The 23,118-nt window shown below is 60.5% G+C and carries 22 protein-coding genes; 14 read left to right on the forward strand and 8 right to left on the reverse strand.

All coding sequences use genetic code 11. The annotated features are described in order from the left end of the window. Positions 1 to 5: 5 nt before the first annotated feature. The 4 genes from FEZ63_RS04060 to FEZ63_RS04075 all read right to left on the reverse strand — a co-directional run bounded on the left by FEZ63_RS04060 (position 6) and on the right by FEZ63_RS04075 (position 5,390). Positions 6 to 1,532, reverse strand: a complete 1,527-nt coding sequence (locus FEZ63_RS04060; protein ID WP_150942361.1) for a M81 family metallopeptidase — start codon at positions 1,530 to 1,532, stop codon at positions 6 to 8. Between the two features lie 220 nt (positions 1,533 to 1,752). Then, complete coding sequence (locus FEZ63_RS04065; RefSeq protein WP_150942362.1) at positions 1,753 to 2,565, reverse strand: IclR family transcriptional regulator; 813 nt, start codon at positions 2,563 to 2,565, stop codon at positions 1,753 to 1,755. A 51-nt stretch (positions 2,566 to 2,616) separates the two neighbouring features. Continuing rightward, positions 2,617 to 3,942 (reverse strand): alanine racemase, encoded by a 1,326-nt coding sequence (locus FEZ63_RS04070; protein WP_150942363.1) that lies wholly within the window; start codon positions 3,940 to 3,942, stop codon positions 2,617 to 2,619. Next, complete coding sequence (locus FEZ63_RS04075; protein WP_150942364.1) at positions 3,933 to 5,390, reverse strand: M81 family metallopeptidase; 1,458 nt, start codon at positions 5,388 to 5,390, stop codon at positions 3,933 to 3,935. Before FEZ63_RS04075 ends, FEZ63_RS04070 begins: the two co-directional genes overlap by 10 nt. Before the next feature lie 272 nt (positions 5,391 to 5,662). On the opposite strand from FEZ63_RS04075, the gene FEZ63_RS04080 reads away from it, so the two are divergent. After that, positions 5,663 to 6,553: an IclR family transcriptional regulator gene (locus tag FEZ63_RS04080; protein ID WP_244622630.1), complete on the forward strand. Its 891-nt coding sequence runs from the start codon at positions 5,663 to 5,665 to the stop codon at positions 6,551 to 6,553. 88 nt (positions 6,554 to 6,641) lie between these two features. Here the strand turns inward: FEZ63_RS04080 and FEZ63_RS04085 are convergent, their stop codons facing one another. After that, the gene (locus FEZ63_RS04085; protein WP_150942365.1) at positions 6,642 to 6,875 is read right to left on the reverse strand and encodes a helix-turn-helix domain-containing protein; all 234 of its coding nucleotides are present in this window, start codon (positions 6,873 to 6,875) and stop codon (positions 6,642 to 6,644) included. A gap of 88 nt (positions 6,876 to 6,963) precedes the next feature. Beyond that, positions 6,964 to 7,866 (reverse strand): DMT family transporter, encoded by a 903-nt coding sequence (locus FEZ63_RS04090; RefSeq protein ID WP_150942366.1) that lies wholly within the window; start codon positions 7,864 to 7,866, stop codon positions 6,964 to 6,966. Between the two features lie 219 nt (positions 7,867 to 8,085). On the opposite strand from FEZ63_RS04090, the gene FEZ63_RS04095 reads away from it, so the two are divergent. After that, positions 8,086 to 8,832 (forward strand): SDR family oxidoreductase, encoded by a 747-nt coding sequence (locus FEZ63_RS04095; RefSeq protein WP_150942367.1) that lies wholly within the window; start codon positions 8,086 to 8,088, stop codon positions 8,830 to 8,832. Positions 8,833 to 8,880: 48 nt separating this feature from the next. Here FEZ63_RS04095 and FEZ63_RS04100 read toward each other — a convergent pair whose 3' ends face one another. Beyond that, positions 8,881 to 9,342, reverse strand: a complete 462-nt coding sequence (locus FEZ63_RS04100) for a RidA family protein (protein ID WP_150942368.1) — start codon at positions 9,340 to 9,342, stop codon at positions 8,881 to 8,883. Positions 9,343 to 9,352: 10 nt separating this feature from the next. Then, the gene (locus FEZ63_RS04105; protein WP_150942369.1) at positions 9,353 to 10,486 is read right to left on the reverse strand and encodes an amidohydrolase/deacetylase family metallohydrolase; all 1,134 of its coding nucleotides are present in this window, start codon (positions 10,484 to 10,486) and stop codon (positions 9,353 to 9,355) included. 231 nt (positions 10,487 to 10,717) lie between these two features. Between FEZ63_RS04105 and FEZ63_RS04110 the strand changes: the two genes are divergently transcribed. The 12 genes from FEZ63_RS04110 (at position 10,718) to FEZ63_RS04165 (ending at position 23,094) form a co-directional block, all read left to right on the forward strand. Then, a complete protein-coding gene (locus tag FEZ63_RS04110) occupies positions 10,718 to 12,280 on the forward strand; it encodes an ABC transporter substrate-binding protein (protein ID WP_244622631.1) in 1,563 nt (520 codons plus the stop codon). Between the two features lie 72 nt (positions 12,281 to 12,352). Next, positions 12,353 to 13,294: an ABC transporter permease gene (locus tag FEZ63_RS04115; RefSeq protein WP_150942370.1), complete on the forward strand. Its 942-nt coding sequence runs from the start codon at positions 12,353 to 12,355 to the stop codon at positions 13,292 to 13,294. A 2-nt stretch (positions 13,295 to 13,296) separates the two neighbouring features. Further along, complete coding sequence (locus tag FEZ63_RS04120; protein WP_150942371.1) at positions 13,297 to 14,145, forward strand: ABC transporter permease; 849 nt, start codon at positions 13,297 to 13,299, stop codon at positions 14,143 to 14,145. Between the two features lie 2 nt (positions 14,146 to 14,147). Beyond that, the gene (locus FEZ63_RS04125) at positions 14,148 to 15,146 is read left to right on the forward strand and encodes an ABC transporter ATP-binding protein (RefSeq protein ID WP_150942372.1); all 999 of its coding nucleotides are present in this window, start codon (positions 14,148 to 14,150) and stop codon (positions 15,144 to 15,146) included. Further along, a complete protein-coding gene (locus FEZ63_RS04130) occupies positions 15,143 to 16,120 on the forward strand; it encodes an ABC transporter ATP-binding protein (RefSeq protein WP_150942373.1) in 978 nt (325 codons plus the stop codon). Before FEZ63_RS04125 ends, FEZ63_RS04130 begins: the two co-directional genes overlap by 4 nt. Further along, the gene (locus FEZ63_RS04135) at positions 16,117 to 17,088 is read left to right on the forward strand and encodes a MurR/RpiR family transcriptional regulator (RefSeq protein ID WP_150942374.1); all 972 of its coding nucleotides are present in this window, start codon (positions 16,117 to 16,119) and stop codon (positions 17,086 to 17,088) included. Before FEZ63_RS04130 ends, FEZ63_RS04135 begins: the two co-directional genes overlap by 4 nt. Positions 17,089 to 17,646: 558 nt before the next feature. After that, positions 17,647 to 18,453, forward strand: a complete 807-nt coding sequence (locus FEZ63_RS04140; protein WP_150942375.1) for a cytochrome c oxidase subunit II — start codon at positions 17,647 to 17,649, stop codon at positions 18,451 to 18,453. Positions 18,454 to 18,517: 64 nt separating this feature from the next. Then, positions 18,518 to 20,293: a cytochrome c oxidase subunit I gene (ctaD, locus tag FEZ63_RS04145; RefSeq protein ID WP_150942376.1), complete on the forward strand. Its 1,776-nt coding sequence runs from the start codon at positions 18,518 to 18,520 to the stop codon at positions 20,291 to 20,293. Next, positions 20,290 to 20,994 carry a cytochrome c oxidase subunit 3 gene (locus FEZ63_RS04150; protein WP_150942377.1) on the forward strand — a complete coding sequence of 235 codons (705 nt, stop codon included), beginning with the start codon at positions 20,290 to 20,292 and terminating at the stop codon, positions 20,992 to 20,994. Before ctaD ends, FEZ63_RS04150 begins: the two co-directional genes overlap by 4 nt. A 12-nt stretch (positions 20,995 to 21,006) precedes the next feature. Next, on the forward strand, positions 21,007 to 21,729 hold the full coding sequence (locus FEZ63_RS04155) for a heme-copper oxidase subunit III family protein (protein WP_150942378.1): 723 nt from the start codon (positions 21,007 to 21,009) through the stop codon (positions 21,727 to 21,729). Between the two features lie 10 nt (positions 21,730 to 21,739). Then, the gene (locus FEZ63_RS04160) at positions 21,740 to 22,075 is read left to right on the forward strand and encodes a cytochrome C oxidase subunit IV family protein (protein ID WP_150942379.1); all 336 of its coding nucleotides are present in this window, start codon (positions 21,740 to 21,742) and stop codon (positions 22,073 to 22,075) included. A gap of 176 nt (positions 22,076 to 22,251) precedes the next feature. Continuing rightward, positions 22,252 to 23,094, forward strand: a complete 843-nt coding sequence (locus FEZ63_RS04165) for a transporter substrate-binding domain-containing protein (protein ID WP_150942380.1) — start codon at positions 22,252 to 22,254, stop codon at positions 23,092 to 23,094. Positions 23,095 to 23,118: the final 24 nt, after the last annotated feature.

Consider the following 23,118-nt stretch of genomic DNA (forward strand, 5'->3'; position numbering starts at 1 on the left):
GTGGATCACGCTACATTTTGTCTCTCAGCTGGTGGGTTGGTTTTCGCATGGCGAATTGCTCGCCAATCGTCGATTGGATCAAGCGGATAGATCGGCCTTGGAATTCTTTTCCATGGCAGCGTGAAGATGTCCGACTGCCCAGGTCCGCGCGTGTCGACACGGATCACCTGCGAAGTTAGCGGCGCGAAATACTGGAAATTGGAGGCAGTCTTCAGAACCGCCATTTTATAGTCCGTCGGTTCCAACCCGAACGCCTGGTAAACCTGCGGAACGTTGCCCGCGATGCCGCGCAACTCACTGATCAGCATGGTCACGGGCCCGACTTCGAAAACCACGGCGCGACCCATATCGACATGATTCTGGTGATTGTATTCAAGCTCGACGACACCGCCGCCGATTTTTCGCACAAATCCCGTGACCTGAAGCGGGTCAAAAAACTCAGAGGCGGCGCTACCGCCGAGCGGCAACGTGACCTGGGCGCCCTCTCCGGCTTCGACCAGCATCGCGACGGCTTGCGGGGAAATCATGGGAATCAGAGCCTTGCCCTTAATTCCGAGACGCAGGATCGCCTCAAGGATCAGGTTGCTGTCGCCCGCAGCACCTCCAAAGACGGTGTCGCCGGTGTCGCTGAGAACCACGATTCCGGCTTCTGCTGCATCGGCCATCCGAACTGCCTCGTCGACCGGGACAGCATCCCTCACCTGGAAATCATCGCGGAGCGACCACGCCAGGTCGGCAAGTTCATCAGCCAGTTTCTCGGCGAGTTCCTGATCGTTGTCGGTGACGACAATGGTGGACCACCCGCCCTCCGCGACATCCAACCAAGGCTGCATGGGATAGTTTGACGCTTGCAGAACCCGTGGATCGCTTTCCATGCTGCGCGCCCGATCGAACCAGATCTTCATCGGTCCGCCCGACGTCAGGAACTGTTCCTGATGCGACAGAAGCGGAATCTTCCGCCAGGCTACCTTTGGCTTGGCGTTTCGAGTGAGGATCCGGATCAAGAGCTCGGTGCCGATCTTTCCCGTGTCGAAAGGATCGTGCGGCTGAGTGCGATGGCCGACGATAGCCGTGCTCATATCGATGATCTTTTGCGTGACATTGGCGTGATGATCGAGACCGAGCACAATGGGAATACGATCGCCGAGAATCGATCGGCAGAGTTCAACCTGAGCCCCCTCGACATCGTCGATGTCCTCCGCCGCGCAAGCGCCATGCAGCTGCAGCGCGAGACCGTCAATCGGACCCGCCGCCTTTAGACCCTGCCTGATCCGGTCTTCAAAAAATTCGTACGCCTCCTTGGTGATACGCCCCCCGGCGACCGCCAAACTGCGGATGATCGGAATCGTCTCGATGTCGAGGCCGGACTCCTCGACGGCCGCGAGATGCCCGCCAATCTGACCATATCCACGGAGCTTGGTGAGAATTTCCTCGCCTTCAAATATTCCGAACGCTTCGTAGTCTCTCAAGGTCGTGAGAACAGGATTGAAATCGTTCGTTTCCTGAGAGACATGGATGACGGCGATCCTCATGTCAGTTCTCCGACTTAGGCGTTGCGCAGAGTTCGTTGACGGAGTTCCGACGCATACGTGACCGTTTCATCCTTGCCCCCGAAGTAGAACCGATGAAATTACGCTGCAGGTCGAGACCAAGCTGTCTATGACCGACTTTAAGTCAGGCTAGTAACGGCAAAAATTCGTGTCAAGAATAGCCAGTTTCGCCTTGCGGAACAACGGGAACAATAGAGAGCGCTCATGAATGCGCCGGCTCGAGTGGCGCGAAGGCGCCACCCTCGAAGCGCGCGCCCAGTTGAATTGAAATTCTTCGAGCCGCGTTCTTCAGAGCTTCGACGGCATGCACGGTCACGTCGGGTTTCATGCGTCTCTCCGGCGCCGAAAGGCTCATGGCCGCGAGCGGGTACCCCGCGCTGTCAAAGAACGGGACGCCAATACACATCAGTCCGTCCTCGTTTTCTCCCATTTCAATCGCGTAGCCGCGCCGCCGTACATCATCCATCTGACGGCGGAATGCTTTCGCGCTGGTCAGCGTTTTGATGGTCATAGGCCTGAGCCAATCGCCCTGGAACAGATCCTCGCGACTGTCGGGGAGAAATGCCACGATGGCTTTCCCGAGGGACGTCGAATGAACCGGGTGCCGATCGCCGACGCGCGCATGGATCCGCATCGCACGGTTCGGCTCAACCATGTCGACGTAAACGATGTATCTGTCGGAAAGGACAGCCAGGTTCACCGTCTCGTTGAACGTCTCCATGAGTTCGACCATCTCAGGGTGTGCGAGATTGCGCAGCCGTTGGAGTTTTCTGTCGGCTTTTGCCAGCGCGCGAAAACCGACGCCGACCCCGTAGCGGTCGCGCTTCTGGTCGTGGTGGATAAAGGACGCCGCTGAAAGCGTCTGGAGATATCGAAACACGGTGGTCTTCGGTAACTTCAGCTCCGAAACAATCTCCGTCAGCGTAACCTCGTGACTTTGCCGAGCGACATGCTCGAGAACCTGCAGGGCTTTCATCACCGGCTGAACGATATAGTCGTCTCTGCGTTTGTTCATCGACGCTTCCCTCCCTATGATGTAGCCCGCAATTGCTCTTCCCCGTTCGCCTCAGAAAAACGTCTTCACCGCATCGACGACCCGGTAATCCTCATCGACGACCATGAGCAGGGACCATTTGTCGAACGTCGTGCACGGGTGTCCGATGCCGAAGCCCACCATATCGCCGACTTGAAGCAGGCTCTCACCGGGAGTGCCGAGATGGCAGTGCTGGTCGTTGAGCGCGACGACGACGTGGCCGCGCGGCATCGGTTCGGGACGGTCCATCATCCCACCCGGGCGATACCATCGTACCGGCACGGGAAGACCCGAATCGTAACTGACGTCGCGTTTGCCCATGGTGAGAATCGTGCGACCGCTCTCGGGCCGCGACTGGACATAGGCCCACACCTCCAAAGCAGGTTCGAGACCACCGGGCGGAAGCCGTAGCGTGGTATCGGCGACGATCCGGTGAAAGGCAGCCGCGTAACCCATCGCGTCGTGGGTCAGGTAGCAGCCGGAGCGAAGGACACGCAGCAGCGGTCGATCGAAGGAGACGGCCCCGAGCCGTTCGCCGACCCGGTCGAAAAACGCGGAGCCGCCGGCGCTCAGCACCATCGGGGCGCCCGGCGACAGCAGGCCTTCGTCGTTCGCGACGGCTGCAATGGCAGCGACTTCGTCGATCAGCCCGTCGGCTGAAGCGGCGTCCGGCAGCAAGCCTTCAAAACACTCAAACCCCGCGAGGACAAGACCGGGTGTGTCGGCAACGGAACGGGCGACAGCGAGGGCGTCCTTGCGGGTGCGCGCGCCGGTGCGGCCGCCTGTGAACCCGATCTCGACGAGCACGCGCACAGGGTTCTCCGCAGGCGGAGGATTGCGCCGCGCACCTTCGGCGAGAAGCGCTGTTCCCTGTTCCGTATCGGCGAGACAATAGAGCTCGCAGGCGCTGTCCTGCTGAAGCGCCCGAAAGCAAGCGTCCACCGATTGCGCGCCGATCGGCTGATTTGCCAGGATGATTCGTTGCACGCCGAAGCGCCGGCACACCTCGAGCTGCTGCACCGTTGCGACGGTGATGGCCCAGGCTCCGTCGGCGATCTGCCGCTGGAACAGTTGAGGTGCCATGGTCGTCTTGCCATGCGGCGCAACGACAAGCCCGTTCTCCGCCGCGAAAAGGCTCATCCACCGACTGTTGGCTTTCAGGACGTCGCGTTTGAGAATGGCGAGCGGAAGCGGCAGGTCGCCCGCCAGCATGTTCCAGCCCTGCGCGCCGATATCGCGAAGGCGGAGACCGGCGGTGCCGAACGGCAGTCCCTTGGTCGAAGGATCGACAACAGAATCCTCCAACTCCCTCAGGTTGAGGAGCGGCAGCAAAGGGTGCGCCTGTTCGATCAAAGCCATGGATTCGGATCCAGCGGCGCGAGAGGTCGACGCGCCTTCGTGTAAGAGATTTTGGTCGCGTCGGAGGGATATGGCCCGCCCGTATCGAGGTAGAATATGCTCGCGGCGATCGGCGCGAACGCCGCGTGAAAGTGATTCGAGGATTTCACCACGACGATCTTTTTTGTGCTCAGGTCGACATCCAGATCGGTGAACACCTGAGGGCTGAAAGTCTGGGCGCGGGTGGACGCGAGCACGACATCGAGATCGCCGATCGTCACTGCCGCTGCCGGTCCCAGCGATACCCAGCTCTGTTCGAAGGGCACGAGGAGATCCTGCGTCGTCGCACGAACACGCACATGGGCGTCGATCGGCCGACCCGAAGTCGCAGCCGCCTTGCCGCCGAACCGCAGCGAGATTTCCGCGCCGATACCCGCCGCACGGCAGAACGTGACCGCTACCGGGTCCCAGAGGGCGCCGATTGCGGCGGGGATTTCAGGGTGGCGAAGCAGCGCTTCCACCATCACGGTCGAGTCCCCCGCCACCCCACCGCCGGGATTGTCCCAGCGATCGGCGAGCACCACCGGCCCGCCGGCCACCGCGAGCGCTTCGGCGATTGCCTCATCGGGTTTGAAATGCCGGGGCACGGCTCCACCCAAGCCCCACCCGATGATCTCATGACCGAGTTGCGCCGCCAAAATTTCGGCCTTGGGAAGGTTGCCGTCAGCGATAACGAGGACCTTTGTCCCCACGTCGTAAACGTCTGCCGCCTGAAATCCATGCGCGATCGAAATGCTCAGGATACCTTCTCGGCCCTCCAGCGCCTTGATCCGATCGACGAAGCTTCGTCCAGGCTCGCGACTGGTCATGAAGCCGGAAATTGTCCGGCAATCGAAGACCGCGCTGATCGGCTTCACCTCGCCACGAGCGGCCCGGAGGCAAAGATCGACAAGATCCTCGGCCCGCTCCAGGAAGTCCGTATGCGGAAATTCCTTGAATGCGACAATCACATCGGCGGCTTCGACCATCTGGTCCGTGAGATGGCAGTGCATGTCGAGTTCGGCGCCGATGATCGCAGCGTTGCCTGCCAACGCGCGCGACCGCGCGAGCAGATCGCCTTCGCAATCGTCGTAGCTCCGGGCCACCATCGAGCCGTGGAGGCCGAAAAGCACCACGTCCACCGGCAGCGCCGCTTTGAGCTGATCGAGAATTTCGTCCCGGAGACTTTCGTAAGCCTCCCGCGAGACCAGCCCCGCGGGTTCAGCCCAGGTCGCCGTCCCTTCGATCAGCGTGAGTCCATCTGCCCGCGCGCGGCGACGCGCGGCGACGACGGGAGCCGAACAGAGCGTCGGCGTTTCCGGATGCGCGCCGGGCGGGCAATAAAAGGAGGATTCGAACGCGGATCGATCGACATAAAGAGGCGAAAAGGTGTTCGTCTCGGTCGCGAGGGAGGCCACGAAGATCCGCATTCACAACTCCCTCTTCCGGCATTTCCCGATGGGGGCCATCAAACTGACGTTCCATTATGTGGGACCGTCAGATGCCGGATGGGAAATGTAAGTTGACATGGGGGGCGGTTGTCAACTCTCGTTACTTTAGCGTTCTTGCTATTTGGGAGGAGCTACCCCTTGTGCGTCGACCCGCGAAGATGCTCTACTTGGTTTCACAGCGTGACCTATGTACATTCAACGATGTGGAACGAGGATCTGGTGCGGTCGGCCGGCAAGTCAGGTGCAATTGAATGTCGAAGGCTTCCCCCGCGGCGCTCACCCAGATGAAGAGCCGTTCGCCCGCTTCTCGCACGCGCAGCCAGGAGGCGGCTTCGGGCGCGATGATCACACCGCCCGCCGAGGCTCGCATCCAGTCCATCGGCCGCGCCAAGGCGCTCCTCGACGCGATGGCGAGCGGGGGCTGGGTTTCGTTGCGCGATCTCGCGCTCGAAACTGGCCTCGCCAAGACGACGGCCTTCAACCTGGTGAGTGCGCTGGTGGATGTGGGCTTGGCCGAGCGTGATGCAAAGGCGGGTGCCTATCGTCTGAGCCTGCAGCATCTCAGCTATGGCAAGGCGGTCGAGCGTCGGCTCGATATCGCGACGATTGCTCGCCCTCACCTCATCCGATTGTGCGCCCTGACGCGCGAGACGGTCAATCTTGCTCTTCCCGGCCCGATCGATTCCCTCATTGTTGAAAGCCTGGAGGGAAGCCAGACCCTGCGGGTGTCGTCGTATGCAGGCACGCGCGCATCCTATCATTCAACGGCCTGCGGGCGCGCGTTGCTCGCCTACCAGCCGGCTCGGTTTCGGCGCACGATCTACGATCTTGGACGTCTCTCGGCCTCGACCCATCGAACCATTACCGATCCGGAGATCCTCGAGTCGGTCCTTGAGGAGTGCCGCACGCTCGGTTGGACATCGGAATTCGAAGAGAACGAATTGGGGGGCGCCTGTGTGGCGGCTCCGATCTTCGGCCCGCGAGGCGAAGTCATCGCCGCGGTGAGCATTGCCGGCCCGGCTGCGCGCTTTACGAGGGAAACGATGGCCCGGCTCGGAAGCTTGCTTGTCAATCATCTGGCCGAAATCAGCGCCGAGATTTCCCAGACGCCGCCAACACACCTTCCACGCGCGATCGCATGATGTGACGTAGGCTGAACCCGTTGGCCGTCTTTAGCGAGACGCCTGATAGCAACTTTCGACAGGCGGCGCCATCAGGAATGGCTGGGTGTCAGATCAACTGGTCCTCGGGCACATTGAGGACGGCTGAAAGGCGCTCAAGCATGTCCTCCTCGATTTCCTTGTTGCCATCCTCGATCGCCTCGATCTCAGCCTTGGAAATGCCGCTCTTCCTAGCGAGGTCGTCGCGGGAGATGTTTCGCCAACGGCGATAAGCCATCAAGGCAGGCTCGCCGCCTTCGATCGCATAGGTGACCTCCATGGGCACTCGGAAGACGTCGGCCATCCTGGTCTCTCCAAAAACGACATTCTAGCACACGTTGCTGGGATCCTGCTTGCCACTGACCCATCGGGTCCTCCGTCTCCAGGGTCGTCTATGGTTTTCGTCGAAAGTGGCCCAGGTAGCCTGTCAACGAGGTCATGAAATTGCGCCTGACCGTAATGATCATCACACCGGCGAGGGCGATGATCGTTCCCAGCGCCATGCGCAAGTCGAATGGATCCTGGGTTATGAGGATTCCCAGCACCACGGTCAGCAGGGGACTGAGGATGATGAGCGGCGCGATGAGGTTGGCCGGATAGATCCGAATGAGGCCGTAATAGATCGTATGCGCCAGCATGGACACGATCAGCGCCGAGAACAGGACAGCCATCACGAACGGCCATCCCGCCGCCAGCGCGATCGGATACTGATTGGTTTCAAAGACCACCGTCAAAACCATCAAGGGGACCACCGATGCAGCGCCGACCCAGGCCTGGAATTGGAGCGGTCGCACGCCGTCGATTTGCTTCATCATGACGGCCGCCAGCGATCCGGCAAGTGCGGACGCCAAGACCAGAAGGAGCCCGCCCGACAGTGGGAACCCGTTTTGGGGATTCCACATGACGATAATCCCGCCAAGGAACGTCAACACCACGCCGGCGGCGCGTCTTGGGGAAACTGCCTCACCGAGAATCATGACCGATAAAAGAACGGTGAGCGGCAAGCTCAGTTGCCCAACGATTGCAGCGCTCGAGGGGGTGGCGGTTCTGATGCCAAGAAAAAACAACGCAAAGCCGCCGCCACCCATCAGAATTCCGACGCAGATGATGCGCCACAAGGGCCGAGGAGCGGGCAGCAACCATGGCAAGGCGACGAGCGCAACGAGACCGTACCGAACTGCAGCATAGAATAGCGGCGGCACCTCCATCCCCGAGACCACGATCTTGCTGACGATCGTGTGAGCGGCCCAGAGAAGGCACGTGAGGAGAAGCAGGCTAAAATCGCGCGGTGTCATACACTTGATTTAAGCTAAGCTGGAGGTGGCGAACAAACGCTATTGCTGCGTACCTGACCTGTGTGCGGGCGCCTAGGCCCCGCTGACCGGTTTTCAGACACTATCGCAGCAAACCCGGGTTGCGCCGGCAATCGCAAGCGCGTTGAATTGCTCTCGTGGCGACGGCCCCAACCGATCGCAGTGACTTTCTCGTTCGCAGCCCCATCAGGAAAGACCATCATGTCCAGCCGTTTGAGTGGTAAAATTTGTCTCGTCACCGCAGCCGGCCAAGGCATTGGCCGGGCCATCGCGGAGCAGTTTATCGCCGAGGGTGCGATCGTATGGGCGACGGACCTCGATTCGACCAAGCTATCGGACCTGGAAGGAGCCAAGACATGGCCGGTTGATGTCCGCTCGACTCCAGCGGTCAATGCGTTGGTCGAGGAGGTCGGAGGGATCGACGTCCTCGTCAATGCCGCTGGTTATGTGCATCACGGCACAGTTCTCGACTGCTCGGAAGACGATTGGGATTTCTCATTCGACGTGAACGTCAAATCCATGCATCGTCTCCTGCGCGCCTTCTTGCCGGGCATGCTGGAGCGCGGCGGCGGCTCAATCATCAACATCGCTTCCGGCGCATCCTCGGTGCGCGGGCTGCCGAACCGATATGCCTATGGTGCTAGCAAAGCCGCCGTGATCGGGTTGACCAAGGCTGTGGCAGCCGACTTCATCCGGCGCGGCATTCGCGCCAACGCGATCTGTCCAGGAACAATCGAATCTCCCTCGCTCGATGCAAGAATCGCCGCGCAGGCGCGGGCTTTGGGGAAATCGGAAGCGGAGGTTCGTCAAACCTTTATCGAACGTCAGCCCATCGGGCGGCTTGGCACCGCAGACGAAGTCGCGAAACTGGCGTTGTATCTTGCTTCCGATGAATCGGCTTACACGACGGGGGCTATCCATATCATCGATGGCGGGTTCTCTTTGTAAATCTGCCGCAAAGCGACCGTGCCTTCCGGGAGTGGTCCGCAAAACCCATCAGTTCCGAATAAGGAAAATGGCTTCGATTTCCACCGTCATGCGATTGGGCAACGAACCCATGCCGACGGCGGAGCGCGCGTGGCGACCCGCCTCGCCTAAGATCTCGACGAGGAGGTCGGAGCATCCATTGATGACCTTCGGATGATCGGAAAAATCCGGTTCCGCGTTGACCATGCCGAGCAGCTTCACGACCGCTTCGATCCGGCTGAGTTCGCCAAGGGCTGCCTTGGCGACAGCCAGAAGATTGAGGCCCGTCAGGCGCGCATCCGCATAACCTTCTTGCACTGTCGTGTCCCGCCCGAGGCGGCCCGGACGATAAGTCCCATCAGCCCGTTTCGGCCCCATGCCCGAAAGGTAGAGAAGATTGCCAGCCCACCGATAAGGCACGTAATTGGCGACGGGCGCCGCGGTATCCGGCAGCACGAGGCCGAGCGAGGCGAGTTTTTCTTCCGGCGTCATGCAATGCTCCTCAGATCTGGTGCCAGACGCGACCATCGATCACCACACCTCGCGCCGCGAGGCGTGTCTTTCCGGCAAGATGCTCGCCGGTAGAATCCACATAATCGAAGGTCCCGTCCTGAAGCTCCAGGATGGAGGCATCGCCGACGCTGCCGGGCTTGAATGTTCCAAGATCCGGGCGCTGCAGGGCTTTCGCCGCGTTGATGGTGGCCGATCTGATCACCTCGACGAGAGGCATCTCGAGGCAGAGGAATTTCGACAATGTGGTCAGCAGGTCGAACGCGGGCCCATCGATGCAGAGCGCATGTACGTCGCTGGAGATGCAATCGGGCATGAAACCATTCTCGAGCATGACCCGCGCAGTATTGAACGAGAAAGATCCCATGCCATGCCCGATATCGAACAGGACGCCTCGCTGACGCGCCTCGATCACGGCGGGGTGCACCTTGCCGTCCGCCGTCGCGGGCGTATTGGGAAACGGACGAAAGCAGTGCGTAAGAACATCTCCCGGACGAAGCCGTGCCAGCACCTCCGGCAGCGTCGGCGGGGGGTGGTCGATATGCACCATCATCGGCATGTCCACGCGCTCGGCGACCTGCCGGGCGATGTCGAGGGGAACGAGGCCGGAATTGCCCGATGCGTGGAAGCCGACGCGAACTTTGATGCCGGCCAACGTATCGCGGTTCGCTTCCGCCACTTCCACTGCGTCGATCGGCGCCATGAGACGAAGATCCCCGCTCTCGCCCACCATGACCCGTTTGGAGAAGCCATAGATTCCCGCAAATGAAACGTTCAGATACGCGACGATGCGTACAGGCGAGGGCTTGATCACGTGCTCGAAAAATCCCGGGTAATTGCCCGGACCAGCGCTGCCCGTGTCGACAAGGGTCGTGCATCCGCCCCTGGCGAGAACCAGCGGATCGACACCAAGCGAGGTCCCACCCCAATAGACGTGCGTGTGGAGATCGATCAGTCCGGGAGTGACGATCTTGCCTGCCACGTCGTGAACGGCTTGGGCGCCATTCGCGAGGCCATCGCCGGTTGCCACCACCTTCCCGTCGGAAAAGGCGACGTCCATCACCCGGTCGATCCCTTGAGACGGATCGATCACGCGCCCACCGGACAAGACGAGGTCAAAAGCCATAGTGAACAGATCCTTCCAATACAAGATTCAGCCGATTTGAAAACAAATTACATTTCCGGAGGCAGAGAACGTCATATCGAGGCTCACCCCGCCGTCACAAGGCGTAGAATGCCCGAAATATTGGGTCAAGTGATTGACAGTCGAATAGCGCGCTTAATAAACTTTCATCTCGGCCCACGTGAAGCACAAGGGAACGCACGTGTGGGCCTTGGCATGGATTGGGAGGATTGCATGAAGTTTCGCGTGAATCGGAGCGCCGTAACGCGGCGTGGACTAGGCTTGGCCGTAACGGGCATGGCGGCTGCGGCATTGTTCGCACCCGGATTCGCGTGGGCGCAAAATTCCACCAGCGCTAATCTGGCGATGGTCGGCGAGCCGCAATCGCTCGATCCGATGGCATCCACTGCTGATCTCGTCGGCCTCATCATGCAGCATGTTTACGAGCCGCTGTTCACCTTCGACGCCAAATGGGCGGTTCAGCCGATGCTCGCAGCGGAATTGCCGAAGATGTCCGCCGACGGCAAGACCTACACGATTGAAATCCGGAAGGGTGTGAAACTGCACAACGGCCGGGATCTCGACGCCGAGGACGTCGTCGCGTCGCTCAAGCGCTGGGTGGAAATGACGCCACGCGGTAAGGCGCTCGGCAAGAGCATCGCGTCGATCACCGCCAAGGGCCCGCTGACCGTCGAAATCGCGCTGTCGGACGTTCAGCCGGCGTTGCTCGCGCATCTCGCCCTGCCCTCTGGGTTCGCCGGCATCATGGCAAAGGAATCGGTCGCCAACCCGCTGGTCGATTTCATCGGGACCGGCCCCTATAAGTTCCGCGAGCGCAAGCCGGACCAGTATGTGGTGCTGATGAAGCACGATGCCTATAGCGCCCGCAGCGAAGCGCCGAGCGGTTATGCAGGAAAGCGCGAGGCCAAGATCGACGAGCTGCGTTTCATCCCCGTTCCCAACGCCAATACCCGTGTCGAGGGCGTCGTGGCCGGACAGTACCAGTTTGCAGACCAACTGCCTGTGGAAAGCAACAAGAAGGTTTCGACCGCGTCGGGCGTCGCGGCGGTTCTGACGATGCCTTACGGATTCCCGTATTTCCCCACCAACACCAAGCAGGGCCCAATGGCGGACGCCAAAATCCGCCAGGCGTTCCAGATGGCGTTGAACGATGAGGAGATCCTGCTCGCAGGATTCGGCGACCCGAAATTTTATTCGGTGGCTGGCGAACACTTCCCCAAGGGATCGCCGTTCTATTCGACCGCGGGCGTGGAGAAGTACAACAAGGGCGATGCCGCCGGTGCCAAGAAACTGCTGGCAGAGGCGAAATACGACGGTACGCCGATCCGCATCCTCAATTCCAAACAATATGACTTCCATAACCGCATGGCGCTCGTGATGGCCGAGCAGTTGAAGGCTGCGGGCTTCAAGGTGACGCTCGAGGTAGTCGACTGGGCGACTTTGATTCAGCGCCGTGGCGACCCGGCCTTGTGGGACGTCTACATCACCCATTCGGCCTTCCTGCCGGAGCCGATGCTGTCGCCGCCGCAACTCGGTGACGGCGCGCCCGGTTGGTGGAAGACACCTGCAAAGGATGCAGCACTCGCGGCCTTCAACAGCGAACCGGATCCTGCAAAACGCGGAGCCTTGTGGGGCAAGGTGCAGCAGGTCGTCTATGATGAGGTGCCCTACATCCGCGCCGGCAATTTTGCTTCGCTGAGCGGCGTGTCGGCAAAGATGAAGGGCTATACGCCGATGCCGTGGCCCGCCTTCTGGAACGTCGAGATATCGAAGTAAGCCGGGTTTTTCCCCACATGTCGCGTCAGGGACGGCTTGCCCGTCTCTGACGCTTTCACGGAACCGGAAGCAATGTGGCTTACACTCGGCCGACGAATCGGTGGCCTCCTGATCGTGATGTTCCTGGTTGCCGCCATGGTGTTCTTTTTGACGCGGCTGGCGCCAGGCGATCCGGCCGCGCTCATGCTGGGCGACCAGGCGACCGCCGAGGATATCGCGCACCTCCGCCAGGTCTACGGGCTCGACAAGCCAATCCTCGTGCAGTTCGTGCTTTGGCTCAAGGAAATCGCGACGGGCAATCTGGGCCAGTCGATTTTCCTGCAGCGCCCCGTCACCCAGGCCATCGCCGAACGCGCCGAGCCCACTTTCTTCCTCGCTCTCTTCTCCGTCTCCATCGCCGCGCTGGTCGGCATTCCGGCCGGAATCGTTTCGGCGGTGTGGCGGGGGCGTGTGGTGGATCAGATCGTCAGCGGACTTGCCATGCTGGCGGCCAATATTCCGAGTTTTTGGCTTGGGCTGATCTTCATCCAGTTCTTCGCCGTCCGGCTCGGTTGGTTTCCTGTCGCGGGTTATGGCGATCCGGGCGCCCCGTTCGTCGAAAGGATCGCCCATCTGGCACTGCCGGCGACCGTATTGGGAATCGTGAATTCGGCTTTGATCATCCGTTTCACCCGCGCCAGCATGCTCGACGTGCTCAGTGACGACTATATCCGCACCGCACGCTCGAAAGGCATATCGGAGATCCGTGTGGTCCTGCGCCATGCCTTCGGCAACGCACTCGTGCCGATCATCACGGTAGTGGGCCTCACGGCCGCCTTGCTGGTCGGTGGCGCCATCGTCACCGAGACGGTGTTCGGTCTGCCCGGCATCGGCAATCTGGTGGTATCTGCCGTACTTCGCCGGGATTACCCGGTCATCCAAGGTGCGCTGATCGTCGTTGCGGGAATCTATGTGCTGATCAATCTGCTCATCGACATCATCTATACCTTCGTCGATCCCCGCGTGCGGTACTGACGATGGAGCAATCTCCCATTCTGTTGTTCTTCCGCCGCATGTTCCGGCGCAAACTCGTGCTCGTCGCCTGCATCGTGCTTTTCGTGATCGTTCTCATGGCGCTGCTAGCCCCATGGGTCGCCCCTTACGAGCCCACGGCCATTCGCGTCATTCGCCGCCTGAAACCACCGAACGAACTCAACTGGCTCGGCACGGACGAGTTCGGTCGGGATATCCTCTCGCGGATCATCTACGGAGCCCGCGCCTCGCTCGGGATCGGGTTTGCGGTCGTGATGGTCTCCATGACGGTGGGCACGCTCTTCGGACTCCTGGCGGGATATTTTCGTCCACTCGACGGCGCCGTCATGCGCGTGGTCGACGCCCTGATGGCACTCCCGGACATCCTGCTGGCGATCTTTCTCGTGGCTGTACTCGGAGCATCCGCTTTCAACGTGGTGCTCGCGCTCTCCATCGTCTACACGCCGCGCGTCATACGCGTGGTTCGCGCATCGACCCTCGTCATCCGCGAACTCCCGTTCGTGGAGGCGGCTCGGGCGCTGGGTGTTTCAGCCCGCCGGATCCTCTCCGTACATATCCTTTTGAACGTCGCCTCGCCGGTTCTTGTGCAAGCGACCTTCATCTTCGCCTATGCGGTGTTGGCCGAAGCGGGCCTGTCGTTTCTCGGCGCAGGCGTTCCGCCTGAGCTGCCGACCTGGGGGACGATGATCGCCTCCGGCCAGCAATATGCCGACGACGCGTTCTGGGTCGTGCTCTTTCCCGGCCTCGCAATCGTTCTTGCGGCGCTCTCGCTGCAGATCGTCGGCGACGGTCTGCGCGACATGCTCGACCCGAAATTGCGGAAAGCACTGTGAGCATGATTTCGCCCCCCCTGCTCGCCATCGACGACCTTGAGGTTCGCTTTCGCACCGAAGAGGGCGAGAGCACACCCGTGCGCGGCGTCACTCTCTCGGTGGCTGCCGGAGAGACGGTCGCTCTGGTGGGGGAATCCGGCTCTGGAAAGTCGGTCACGAGCCTTGCCGTCATGGGCCTTCTGCCGCGCCCGGCCGGACGCGTGGCTCGGGGGCGAATCCTGTTCCGCCGACGCTCGGAACAGATTGTCGATCTCGCTGCCATGCCGTCATCCGAGATGCGAAAGCTGCGTGGTTCCGAGATCGCCATGATCTTCCAGGAGCCGATGACGAGCCTCAACCCGGTTCTGTCGATCGGGGAGCAGATCGCCGAATCTGTCAGGCAGCACATGGGTCTCGGCCGCGCGGGCGCGGTGAAGCGCGCCGTGGAGATGCTCGATCTCGTGGAAATTCCGGATGCGCGGCGACGGGTCGACGAGTACCCGCATCAGATGTCTGGCGGAATGCGGCAGCGGGTGATGATCGCCTTGGCGATGTCCTGCAATCCATCCCTGCTGATCGCCGATGAGCCCACCACGGCTCTCGATGTGACGATCCAAGCGCAAATCCTTGCCCTGATCGATCGGTTGCGCCGCGAGGTGGGCATGGGCGTTCTGTTCATCACGCACAATCTCGGCGTCGTCGCCGAAGTGGCCGACAGAGTGACCGTGATGTATGCCGGACAGGTGGTTGAAAGCAGCCCAGTCAAGGACCTTTTCCGGTCCCCCCGCCATCCTTACACGAGCGCGTTGTTGAATTGCCTGCCAGCCCGCGCAAAACGGGGAGCGGATGGTCGCCGGATGGTGCAATCCATTCCCGGCACCGTCGGAAATGTCGGTGAGGGATGCGCCTTCGCGCCCCGTTGCGCCCATTCAATCGAGATGTGCCGCACCAGCTCGGTCGCATTGGAGGCAGATGGGGAGCGCAGCGCTCGCTGTCTCAGGTGGCGGGAGATCCTCGCATGAGCGCAACTCCGCTTCTCTCCGTCGAGGGCCTCACAAAACATTTCGGCCGCGCACCGCATCTGCTCCGCGCGGTCGAGGATGTGAGTTTTCACGTTGCGCCTGGCGAAGTGCTGGGACTCGTGGGCGAATCAGGATCCGGCAAGAGCACGATCGGCCGCCTCGTCCTGCGGTTGATCGATCCCACCTCCGGCACGATCCGCTTTGACGGCGACGATATCTCCCGGGCGACCGAGCGACAGTTGAAGTCGCTGCGGCGCAAAGCACAAATGGTCTTTCAGGATCCTTACGCGAGCCTCAACCCCCGGCTACGCGTCCGCGACATCATTGGCGAGGCAATCGATGCCCATCGCCTCGCCAGCGGAGCGAGGCGGACCGAGCGGATTGGCGAATTGCTGGAAACCGTCGGTCTGCCCGCCGCCCACATGGTGCGCTTCCCGCACGAGTTCTCGGGTGGGCAGCGCCAGCGCATCGGCATCGCCCGCGCGCTCGCGGTGGAGCCAAAACTCATTGTCGCGGACGAGCCGGTTTCGGCGCTCGACGTTTCCGTGCAGGCGCAGGTGATCAATCTCCTGCAGGATCTGAGGCGACGTTTCGAACTCGCCATGCTGTTCATCTCGCACGACCTCGAGGTCGTGGAACTGATGTGCGATCGTATCGCCGTGCTTTATCTCGGCCGCATCGTTGAAATCGGTCGTGCGGAAGAGATCTCGACGCGTCCTCGCCATCCCTATACGCGGGCGTTGCTCGCCGCCTCGCCGAAGGCGGATCCGGATGCACCCAAGATCCGTCGGCTGCTTAAGGGCGACATTCCCTCGCCGCTGGCTCCCCCTTCCGGCTGTGTGTTCCGCACCCGGTGCCCCCATGCGACGGGCGAATGCGCCCAGGTCGTCCCAGCGCTGCGCGCGGCAGGCGACGACCATCGGTTTGCGTGCTTATACGATATCGCCGATGAGGGAAGGCCCGCCGCAGCATGAGCCAGATTGACCCGCCTCCCGCTTCATTGTCGGATTCGAACTCGGACATCCTGCGGGCGATCAGCGCTGGCCTGGGCATCATGTCATCGGGGCAGCGTCGGATTGCTGCGATGATCCTCAAGGATCCTCATTGGGCCATGCAATCCAACGTAAAGGAGCTCGCAGCCCGAGCCGGCGTCAGTGCACCCACCATCGTGCGCTTCGCAAGGACCGTCGGCTGCGAGGGATTGCGCGATCTGAAACTGAAGCTCGCTGCCGCCCTTGCGGTCGGCGCGCCCTATCTGCATCGCAGTGTGACCCCTGACGACACCCCGGCGGACGTGGCCCGCAACGTCGTTGGCAGCGTCACTGCCGTCCTGGCGGAATGGCAGCGCCAGCTTGCGCCGGCTGATATCGAACGCGCTGCGGAAGCGATGCACCACGCCCGCCGTGTGGATTGCTTCGGGACTGGTGCGACGTCGAATTTTCTCGCGCAAGACATGCAGGCGCGCCTGTTTCGGCTTGGCATCGTCACCAACGCATTCTCCGACGCGCATCTTCAACTCGTCGCGGCCGCCACACAGACAAGAGAGGATGTGCTTCTCGCCATCTCGTTTGTCGGCCGGATGCCGGCGCTCCTGGAGGCGGTTGCGGTCGCCAAGGAACGCGGCGCTACAATCATCGCATTGACCCGGACCCATACGCCTCTCGCAGCCCTTGCCGACATTGTTCTTGGCATCGACGTTCCCCGCGACGCGACCATGCGGGTGGGCACCGATGCCTACGTGGTCCAGCTCCTGATGATCGAAATCCTCATGGTGATCATCGGCCTCAAGCGCGGCCCGTCAACAATCAGCCGCCTCGGAGAGATCCATCAGATCCTGCAAACCCACGCCGTCGACAGTGATGACCCATCGCTGCTGCACTGGGGCTGGCGTCGGGTTCTCCGCGGCGAAGATGCCGACCCGGCATCAAAGGCCGATGGCTGAAGGCCGCTCGTCGGCAGCGGGATACCGAGGCACCGCCGCCGCTCCGGCACGGCGCCGACCATATGCAGAAAAGCTTCGGCCGGCCTTTTGCCTCCCTCCCTAGGCGCGGCCCCGCACACTACGACGGCGTTCTCGCGAGTGTTCAGACCGCCGCTTCCTGCAACACCGCGACCGACATAAATTGACAAGTCAGGACCCGGATGTGACAATAGATCGGTCTAAGCGCAGGAAAAGTTCCAGTACGCGTAAGAATGTACTCGGTTGGTTGCTGATAGATTGCTCGTGTGACAACAAGCAGTTCGGGAGCCACGGCCCATGGCAAGAGCGAAGTCGATCGTCGATACGGCAAGAGGCGCGGGCGAATCCGGCGGGCAGGTGACTGCGGCGCCGAACACGAGGCTCGCTGACCAAGCGACGCCAATTTCATTCCGGATTTCAAATGAGCTTACGGTCGACGGCTGCTTGAGAAGAGTCGCGAGGATTTGCTGCGGGTAGAGTGACAGAACTAACTTCATCACTGTTTCATACCGCAGAAGCTGAAGGCAAGGATGTGTCGGAATGGCCATAGCGCTTGCTCTCGTTTTGGTCGTGATAGGCTCCATCTTGTTCCACCTTTTCAGCCCGTGGTGGTGGACCCCGATCGCGTCCAATTGGCGCTACATCGACGACACGATCATCGTGACATTCTGGATCACCGGCGCGGTCTTTGCCGCCGTTGTTCTTTTCATGGCCTATTGTGTGTTTCGTTTCCGGCACCACCCGGGAAGGCGAGCCGCGTACGAGCCTGAAAACAAGAAACTCGAAACATGGCTCACCGTGATCACGACCATCGGTGTGGCAGCACTCCTGGCCCCGGGCCTTTTTGTATGGAACCAGTTCATCACCGTCCCCGAGGATGCGACGGACGTCGAGGTCGTTGGTCAACAATGGCAGTGGAGTTTCCGGCTCCCGGGAGCGGACCGACGTCTCGGCAAGTCGGATATTCGCGCGATCAGCGCCGACAATCCCCTAGGTCTCGTCACCGACGATCCAGCGGGGACGGACGACATCGTGATCCAAGGCGGCGAGTTGCATCTCCCGCTCGATAAACCGGTGAAGGTCCTGCTTCGCTCCACCGATGTCGTGCATGACTTTTTTGTACCCGAATTCCGGGCCAAAATGGATCTCGTGCCGGGTCAGATTTCGTATTTCTGGCTCGTTCCCACGAGGACCGGTACTTTCGAGATCCTCTGTGCAGAACTGTGTGGGATCGGGCACGCGCTCATGCGCGGCTCAGTCGTCGTCGAGAATGAGGCCGACCATCAAGCTTGGCTTCAAGAGCAGAGCCGGTTGAAGTTGGCGCGCCTACCGGCCGCGCAAGAGTGAGCGTGGCGCATAGAGTCTGGTGAACAGTCGGGGCCGGCTTGCGCCCCGGAAGGAGAATTGGCCGATGGTCGATGTTCCGCTCGATACCTTCGGAGGACTTCCCCCGCCCGAAGTTCCGGACGTGGATTTGTATCACCCGAAAAGCTGGGTGACCAAGTATGTGTTCAGCCAGGACGCAAAGGTCATCGCGATCCAATACTCCGCCACGGCGATGTCGATCGGGCTGCTTGCTCTGGTGCTGTCGTGGCTGATGCGGCTGCAGCTGGGGTTTCCGAGCATTTTCAGTTTCATCGATGCGACCGCTTATTACCAGTTCGTCACCATGCACGGCATGATGATGGTGGTCTACGTGTTGACGGCGCTGTTTCTCGGGGGGTTCGGCAACTACTTGATTCCGTTGATGGTGGGCGCGCGCGATATGGTGTTTCCCTACGCCAACATGCTGAGCTATTGGCTCTACCTTCTCGCAGTCGTGATCCTTCTCGCCAGTTTTTTCGTCCCGGGCGGCCCGACCGGCGCAGGCTGGACGTTGTATCCTCCGCAAGCCATCCTGTCGGGCACACCAGGACGAGATTGGGGGATCATGCTGATGCTGATCTCGCTGATCATCTTCATTATCGGCTTCACGATGGGTGGATTGAACTACGTGGTCACGGTTCTGCAGGCTCGTGCTCGCGGGATGACGTTGATGCGGATGCCCTTGACGGTGTGGGGAATTTTTACGGCAAGCTTCATGGCATTGCTGGCATTCCCGGCGCTTTTGGTCGGGGCCGTGATGATGTTGTTCGACAGGCTCCTCGGCACCAGCTTCTTCATGCCGTCGCTTGTCGAGATGGGCGAACATCTCAGTTATGGAGGCGGCAGCCCGATCCTGTTCCAGCATCTGTTCTGGTTCTTCGGCCACCCGGAGGTTTACATCGTCGCCCTCCCGGCCTTTGGGATCGTGTCCGACCTGATCAGCGTTCATGCTCGCAAGAACATCTTCGGCTACAGGATGATGGTGTGGGCGATCCTTGCGATCGGCGCGCTCAGTTTCGTGGTGTGGGCGCACCACATGTATGTCAGCGGCATGAATCCGTATTTCGGGTTTTTCTTCGCCACGAGCACGCTGATCATCGCCGTCCCGACCGCCATCAAGATCTACAACTGGGTGCTGACTCTCTGGCGCGGGAATATCCGGCTCACGCTTCCCATGCTGTTCGCGCTTGCCTTCATCGTCACCTTCATCAATGGCGGCCTGACCGGGCTATTCCTCGGAAACGTGGTCGTCGACGTTCCGCTATCGGACACCATGTTCGTGGTGGCTCATTTTCACATGGTGATGGGCGTTGCGCCCGTGCTGGCAATCTTCGGGGCGATCTACCATTGGTATCCCAAGGTGACCGGGCGGATGCTCGACGAGACGCTTGGCCGAATTCACTTCTGGATTACATTCCTCGGCGCGTACCTGATCTTTTTCCCGATGCATTATCTCGGTCTGATGGGTGTACCGCGGCGCTATCACGAGATGGGCGAAATGGCATTCGTTCCTCAAAGCGCGCAAACGCTCAACGCCTTCATCACCGTCATGGCGCTGATTGTCGGCACTGCCCAGATGGTGTTCTTCTTCAACGTCGTGTGGAGCTATTTCAAAGGGAAGCCCGCCGGACACAATCCCTGGGAGGCGGCGAGCCTCGAGTGGCAGACGCCCGAGACGCCGCCGCCGCACGGAAACTGGGGACGGGAGCTTCCCGTCGTCTACCGCTGGGCCTACGACTATAGCGTGCCGGGGGCCGCAAGTGATTTCGTGCCTCAGAACCAGCCCGTCGCTTCGCGCCCAGCCTCGGATGAGGACCGATGAGCAGCATCATCCTGTTCCTCGTCGTGATCGGCACGATCGGCGCCTGGTGGCTGTCGAAGCAGAGGCTGATGGCGAAACCCTGGTTGGAGGAAGGCATTCACGGCGGATTCCCCGGATTGGAGTCGTCTCCCGTCCCGGCATCGAAAATCGGATTAGGCATATTCCTCGCCGTTGTGGGCGCTTTGTTTGCCCTTCTCATCAGCGCCTACAGCATGCGCATGCAGATGTCGGACTGGCGGCCCGTGCCGAACCAGACAATGTTGTGGCCTGTCACCGGCCTGTTGGTCATGAGCGGCGCCGCGCTCGAATGGGCAAAGGTTGCAGCCCGAACACGCGACCTCGAAGCACTTAAGGCCGCTTTGGTTGCAGCTGGCCTTTTTGCTCTGGCGTTCCTAGCGGGTCAGCTTCTTGTGCTGCGTCGCCTGACAGAAGTCGGTCTCGTACTGACCAACAACCCCGCAAACTCCTTCTTCTTTCTGATCATTGGCCTCCACGGTCTTCATATCTTGGGCGGCCTCGTCGCGCTGGGAAGAACGATCTACAAGACCCACCGGACGCGAGATCCTGACCGTCTGCGCTTGAGCGTCTCGCTCTGCGCCACCTATTGGCACTTCCTGCTCGCAGTCTGGCTGGTGCTGTTTGCCCTGTTGACCGGTTGGGCCGAAGATTTCGTTGCCATTTGTCGCCAGCTACTCACTTAAAAGGTGCGGAGCATGTTGAACCGAACACGCGTGCAGTCAGGAGAACCGCCGAAGGCGCTCGTCGGTTGGCAAGGCGTTGCTGCCGATCTTTCGTCGGATCAACGCGCGTTCAAGAACGTCTCCTGGGGAAAGGCCATGATGTGGATCTTTCTCCTGAGCGACACGTTCATTTTCAGCTGTTTCCTCATTGCCTATATGACCGTTCGCATGTCCACGACGGTGCCGTGGCCCAATCCCAGCGAGGTGTTCGCGCTGACAATCGGAGGGGTGCATCTGCCGCTCATTCTGATTGCCATCATGACGTTCGTCCTGATCAGCAGCAGTGGGACGATGGCGATGGCGGTGAATTTTGGGTACCGGCGCGAACGCGTCAAAACCGCAGCGCTGTTGATGCTGACCGCAATCCTGGGCGCCGCATTCGTGGGGATGCAGGCATTCGAGTGGACAAAGTTGATTCATGAAGGGGTCCGGCCCTGGAGCAACCCCTGGGGCGCGCATCAATTTGGGTCTGCGTTCTTCATGATCACGGGGTTCCACGGGACGCACGTGACGTTCGGCGTGATCTTCCTTCTGATCACGGCGAGAAAAGTCTGGCGAGGAGAGTTCGATCGCGAGGCGCGTGGGTTTTTCACCACGCGGAAAGGCAACTATGAATCGGTCGAGATCATGGGTCTCTACTGGCATTTTGTCGACCTCGTGTGGGTCTTCATCTTTGCCTTCTTCTATCTCTGGTAGGGAGAGAAAAATGGCACAGACAGCGGCGCACGCCGACACACAACAACACCCGATCAAACTCTATCTCGTCGTGTGGGGATGGCTTTTCATCCTCAGCACCTGCTCCTACTTGGTCGACTATTTCAACCTAGAGGGGACCCTCCGATATAGTCTCATTCTTCTTTTCATGATGCTGAAAGCCGGGCTGATCGTCGCGGTCTTCATGCACTTGGCGTGGGAACGCCTCGCACTTTCCTACACAATTCTGGTGCCGGTCGGGGCGGTGTTGGTTTTCGTTGGCATCATGGCCTATGAGGCCGATTACACGTTCCTCACGCGCTTGGAATTTTTCGCCCCGGGACCGTAAGGCCCCCAGATGTCGCCTAAATGTCGGCATCTGGATGTAAATTGCGGTTACCATCTGAACTCCCGCACTCGACACTGGCTGAAGAACGCGGATATTTGATGCGTTGTGCAGGACTGATCTTGTCCGGCGCCAGCCGGCGTTAAGGTGGGGGCTTTGCAGTGTGGGAGAAGAGATCCGTGCGCCGGGCGCCTCTGGTTTGCCTGGTGGCGGCTGTCGTCGCGGTGTATTGTGCGTTCAGTTCGACGACAAACGCGCAGACAACGCCGTCTCCGCCTGACATTACCCGCATCCTGGAGCGCGGGAAACTGATCGTCGCCATGACGAACTTCGATGTGCCGCCGTTCTTCATGACCGACGCGAACGGTCGGTTCTACGGGTTGGATGTTAGTCTTTCGGAAGGAATCGCCCACGCCCTCGGTGTTCCGGTGGAATACAACCGAAAAGGGCAGAATTTCAATGAGGTGGTGGATATCGTGGCCCGTGGCGATGCGGACCTGGCGATTTCCAAGCTGAGTTTAACGATGGCGCGAGCGATGCGAGTAAGGTTCTCGGATCCCTATCTGGTCCTGCGGCACGGCCTCCTCATCAACCGTCTCGACCTCGCAAGACTGGCGAAGGGCAAAAAAGTCTCCGACGTCATCAGAGGTTTCGAAGGTTCTGTGGGTGTTCTCGCCAAGTCATCGTTCGCCGATTACGCTCCCGATGTTTTCCCGAATGCCAAAACGATATTGTTCAACGCCTGGGAGCCTGATCTGGTGAGCGCCGTCAGCGAAGGAGCCGTCTCGATTGCCTATCGCGACGAATTGGAAATCAAGAAGGTCATGCGCGGCAATCCGACTGCGGCCTTGAATCTCCAAACCGTGATCATCAACGACACGCGCGACGATATCGCAATCGCGGTGCCGTGGAACAGCGAGCAGTTGCGGACAATCATCAATCTCTATCTCGCACGGCTGAAGCCTCTGACCGTGGATGGGTTGCTCGACCGATACAACGAAATCTTCCCGGCAAAACAATGATGTCTGGGCCGAGTAAGGGGACGG

The organism is Microvirga brassicacearum, assembly GCF_008757455.1.
GTDB lineage: Bacteria > Pseudomonadota > Alphaproteobacteria > Rhizobiales > Beijerinckiaceae > Microvirga > Microvirga brassicacearum.

Bases quoted from the DNA above. Each gene is read 5' to 3' on its own strand.
- FEZ63_RS04065 (WP_150942362.1), bottom strand. From the start codon at position 2,565: ATGAACAAACGCAGAGACGACTATATCGTTCAGCCGGTGATGAAAGCC.
- FEZ63_RS04135 (WP_150942374.1), top strand. From the start codon at position 16,117: ATGAGCCAGATTGACCCGCCTCCCGCTTCATTGTCGGATTCGAACTCG.
- FEZ63_RS04075 (WP_150942364.1), bottom strand. From the start codon at position 5,390: ATGCGGATCTTCGTGGCCTCCCTCGCGACCGAGACGAACACCTTTTCG.
- FEZ63_RS04095 (WP_150942367.1), top strand. From the start codon at position 8,086: ATGTCCAGCCGTTTGAGTGGTAAAATTTGTCTCGTCACCGCAGCCGGC.
- FEZ63_RS04140 (WP_150942375.1), top strand. From the start codon at position 17,647: ATGGCCATAGCGCTTGCTCTCGTTTTGGTCGTGATAGGCTCCATCTTG.
- FEZ63_RS04110 (WP_244622631.1), top strand. From the start codon at position 10,718: ATGAAGTTTCGCGTGAATCGGAGCGCCGTAACGCGGCGTGGACTAGGC.
- FEZ63_RS04155 (WP_150942378.1), top strand. From the start codon at position 21,007: ATGTTGAACCGAACACGCGTGCAGTCAGGAGAACCGCCGAAGGCGCTC.
- FEZ63_RS04105 (WP_150942369.1), bottom strand. From the start codon at position 10,486: ATGGCTTTTGACCTCGTCTTGTCCGGTGGGCGCGTGATCGATCCGTCT.
- FEZ63_RS04150 (WP_150942377.1), top strand. From the start codon at position 20,290: ATGAGCAGCATCATCCTGTTCCTCGTCGTGATCGGCACGATCGGCGCC.
- FEZ63_RS04120 (WP_150942371.1), top strand. From the start codon at position 13,297: ATGGAGCAATCTCCCATTCTGTTGTTCTTCCGCCGCATGTTCCGGCGC.
- FEZ63_RS04060 (WP_150942361.1), bottom strand. From the start codon at position 1,532: ATGAGGATCGCCGTCATCCATGTCTCTCAGGAAACGAACGATTTCAAT.
- FEZ63_RS04090 (WP_150942366.1), bottom strand. From the start codon at position 7,866: ATGACACCGCGCGATTTTAGCCTGCTTCTCCTCACGTGCCTTCTCTGG.
- FEZ63_RS04070 (WP_150942363.1), bottom strand. From the start codon at position 3,942: ATGGCTTTGATCGAACAGGCGCACCCTTTGCTGCCGCTCCTCAACCTG.
- ctaD (WP_150942376.1), top strand. From the start codon at position 18,518: ATGGTCGATGTTCCGCTCGATACCTTCGGAGGACTTCCCCCGCCCGAA.
- FEZ63_RS04130 (WP_150942373.1), top strand. From the start codon at position 15,143: ATGAGCGCAACTCCGCTTCTCTCCGTCGAGGGCCTCACAAAACATTTC.
- FEZ63_RS04080 (WP_244622630.1), top strand. From the start codon at position 5,663: ATGTCGAAGGCTTCCCCCGCGGCGCTCACCCAGATGAAGAGCCGTTCG.
- FEZ63_RS04085 (WP_150942365.1), bottom strand. From the start codon at position 6,875: ATGGCCGACGTCTTCCGAGTGCCCATGGAGGTCACCTATGCGATCGAA.
- FEZ63_RS04160 (WP_150942379.1), top strand. From the start codon at position 21,740: ATGGCACAGACAGCGGCGCACGCCGACACACAACAACACCCGATCAAA.
- FEZ63_RS04125 (WP_150942372.1), top strand. From the start codon at position 14,148: ATGATTTCGCCCCCCCTGCTCGCCATCGACGACCTTGAGGTTCGCTTT.
- FEZ63_RS04100 (WP_150942368.1), bottom strand. From the start codon at position 9,342: ATGACGCCGGAAGAAAAACTCGCCTCGCTCGGCCTCGTGCTGCCGGAT.
- FEZ63_RS04115 (WP_150942370.1), top strand. From the start codon at position 12,353: ATGTGGCTTACACTCGGCCGACGAATCGGTGGCCTCCTGATCGTGATG.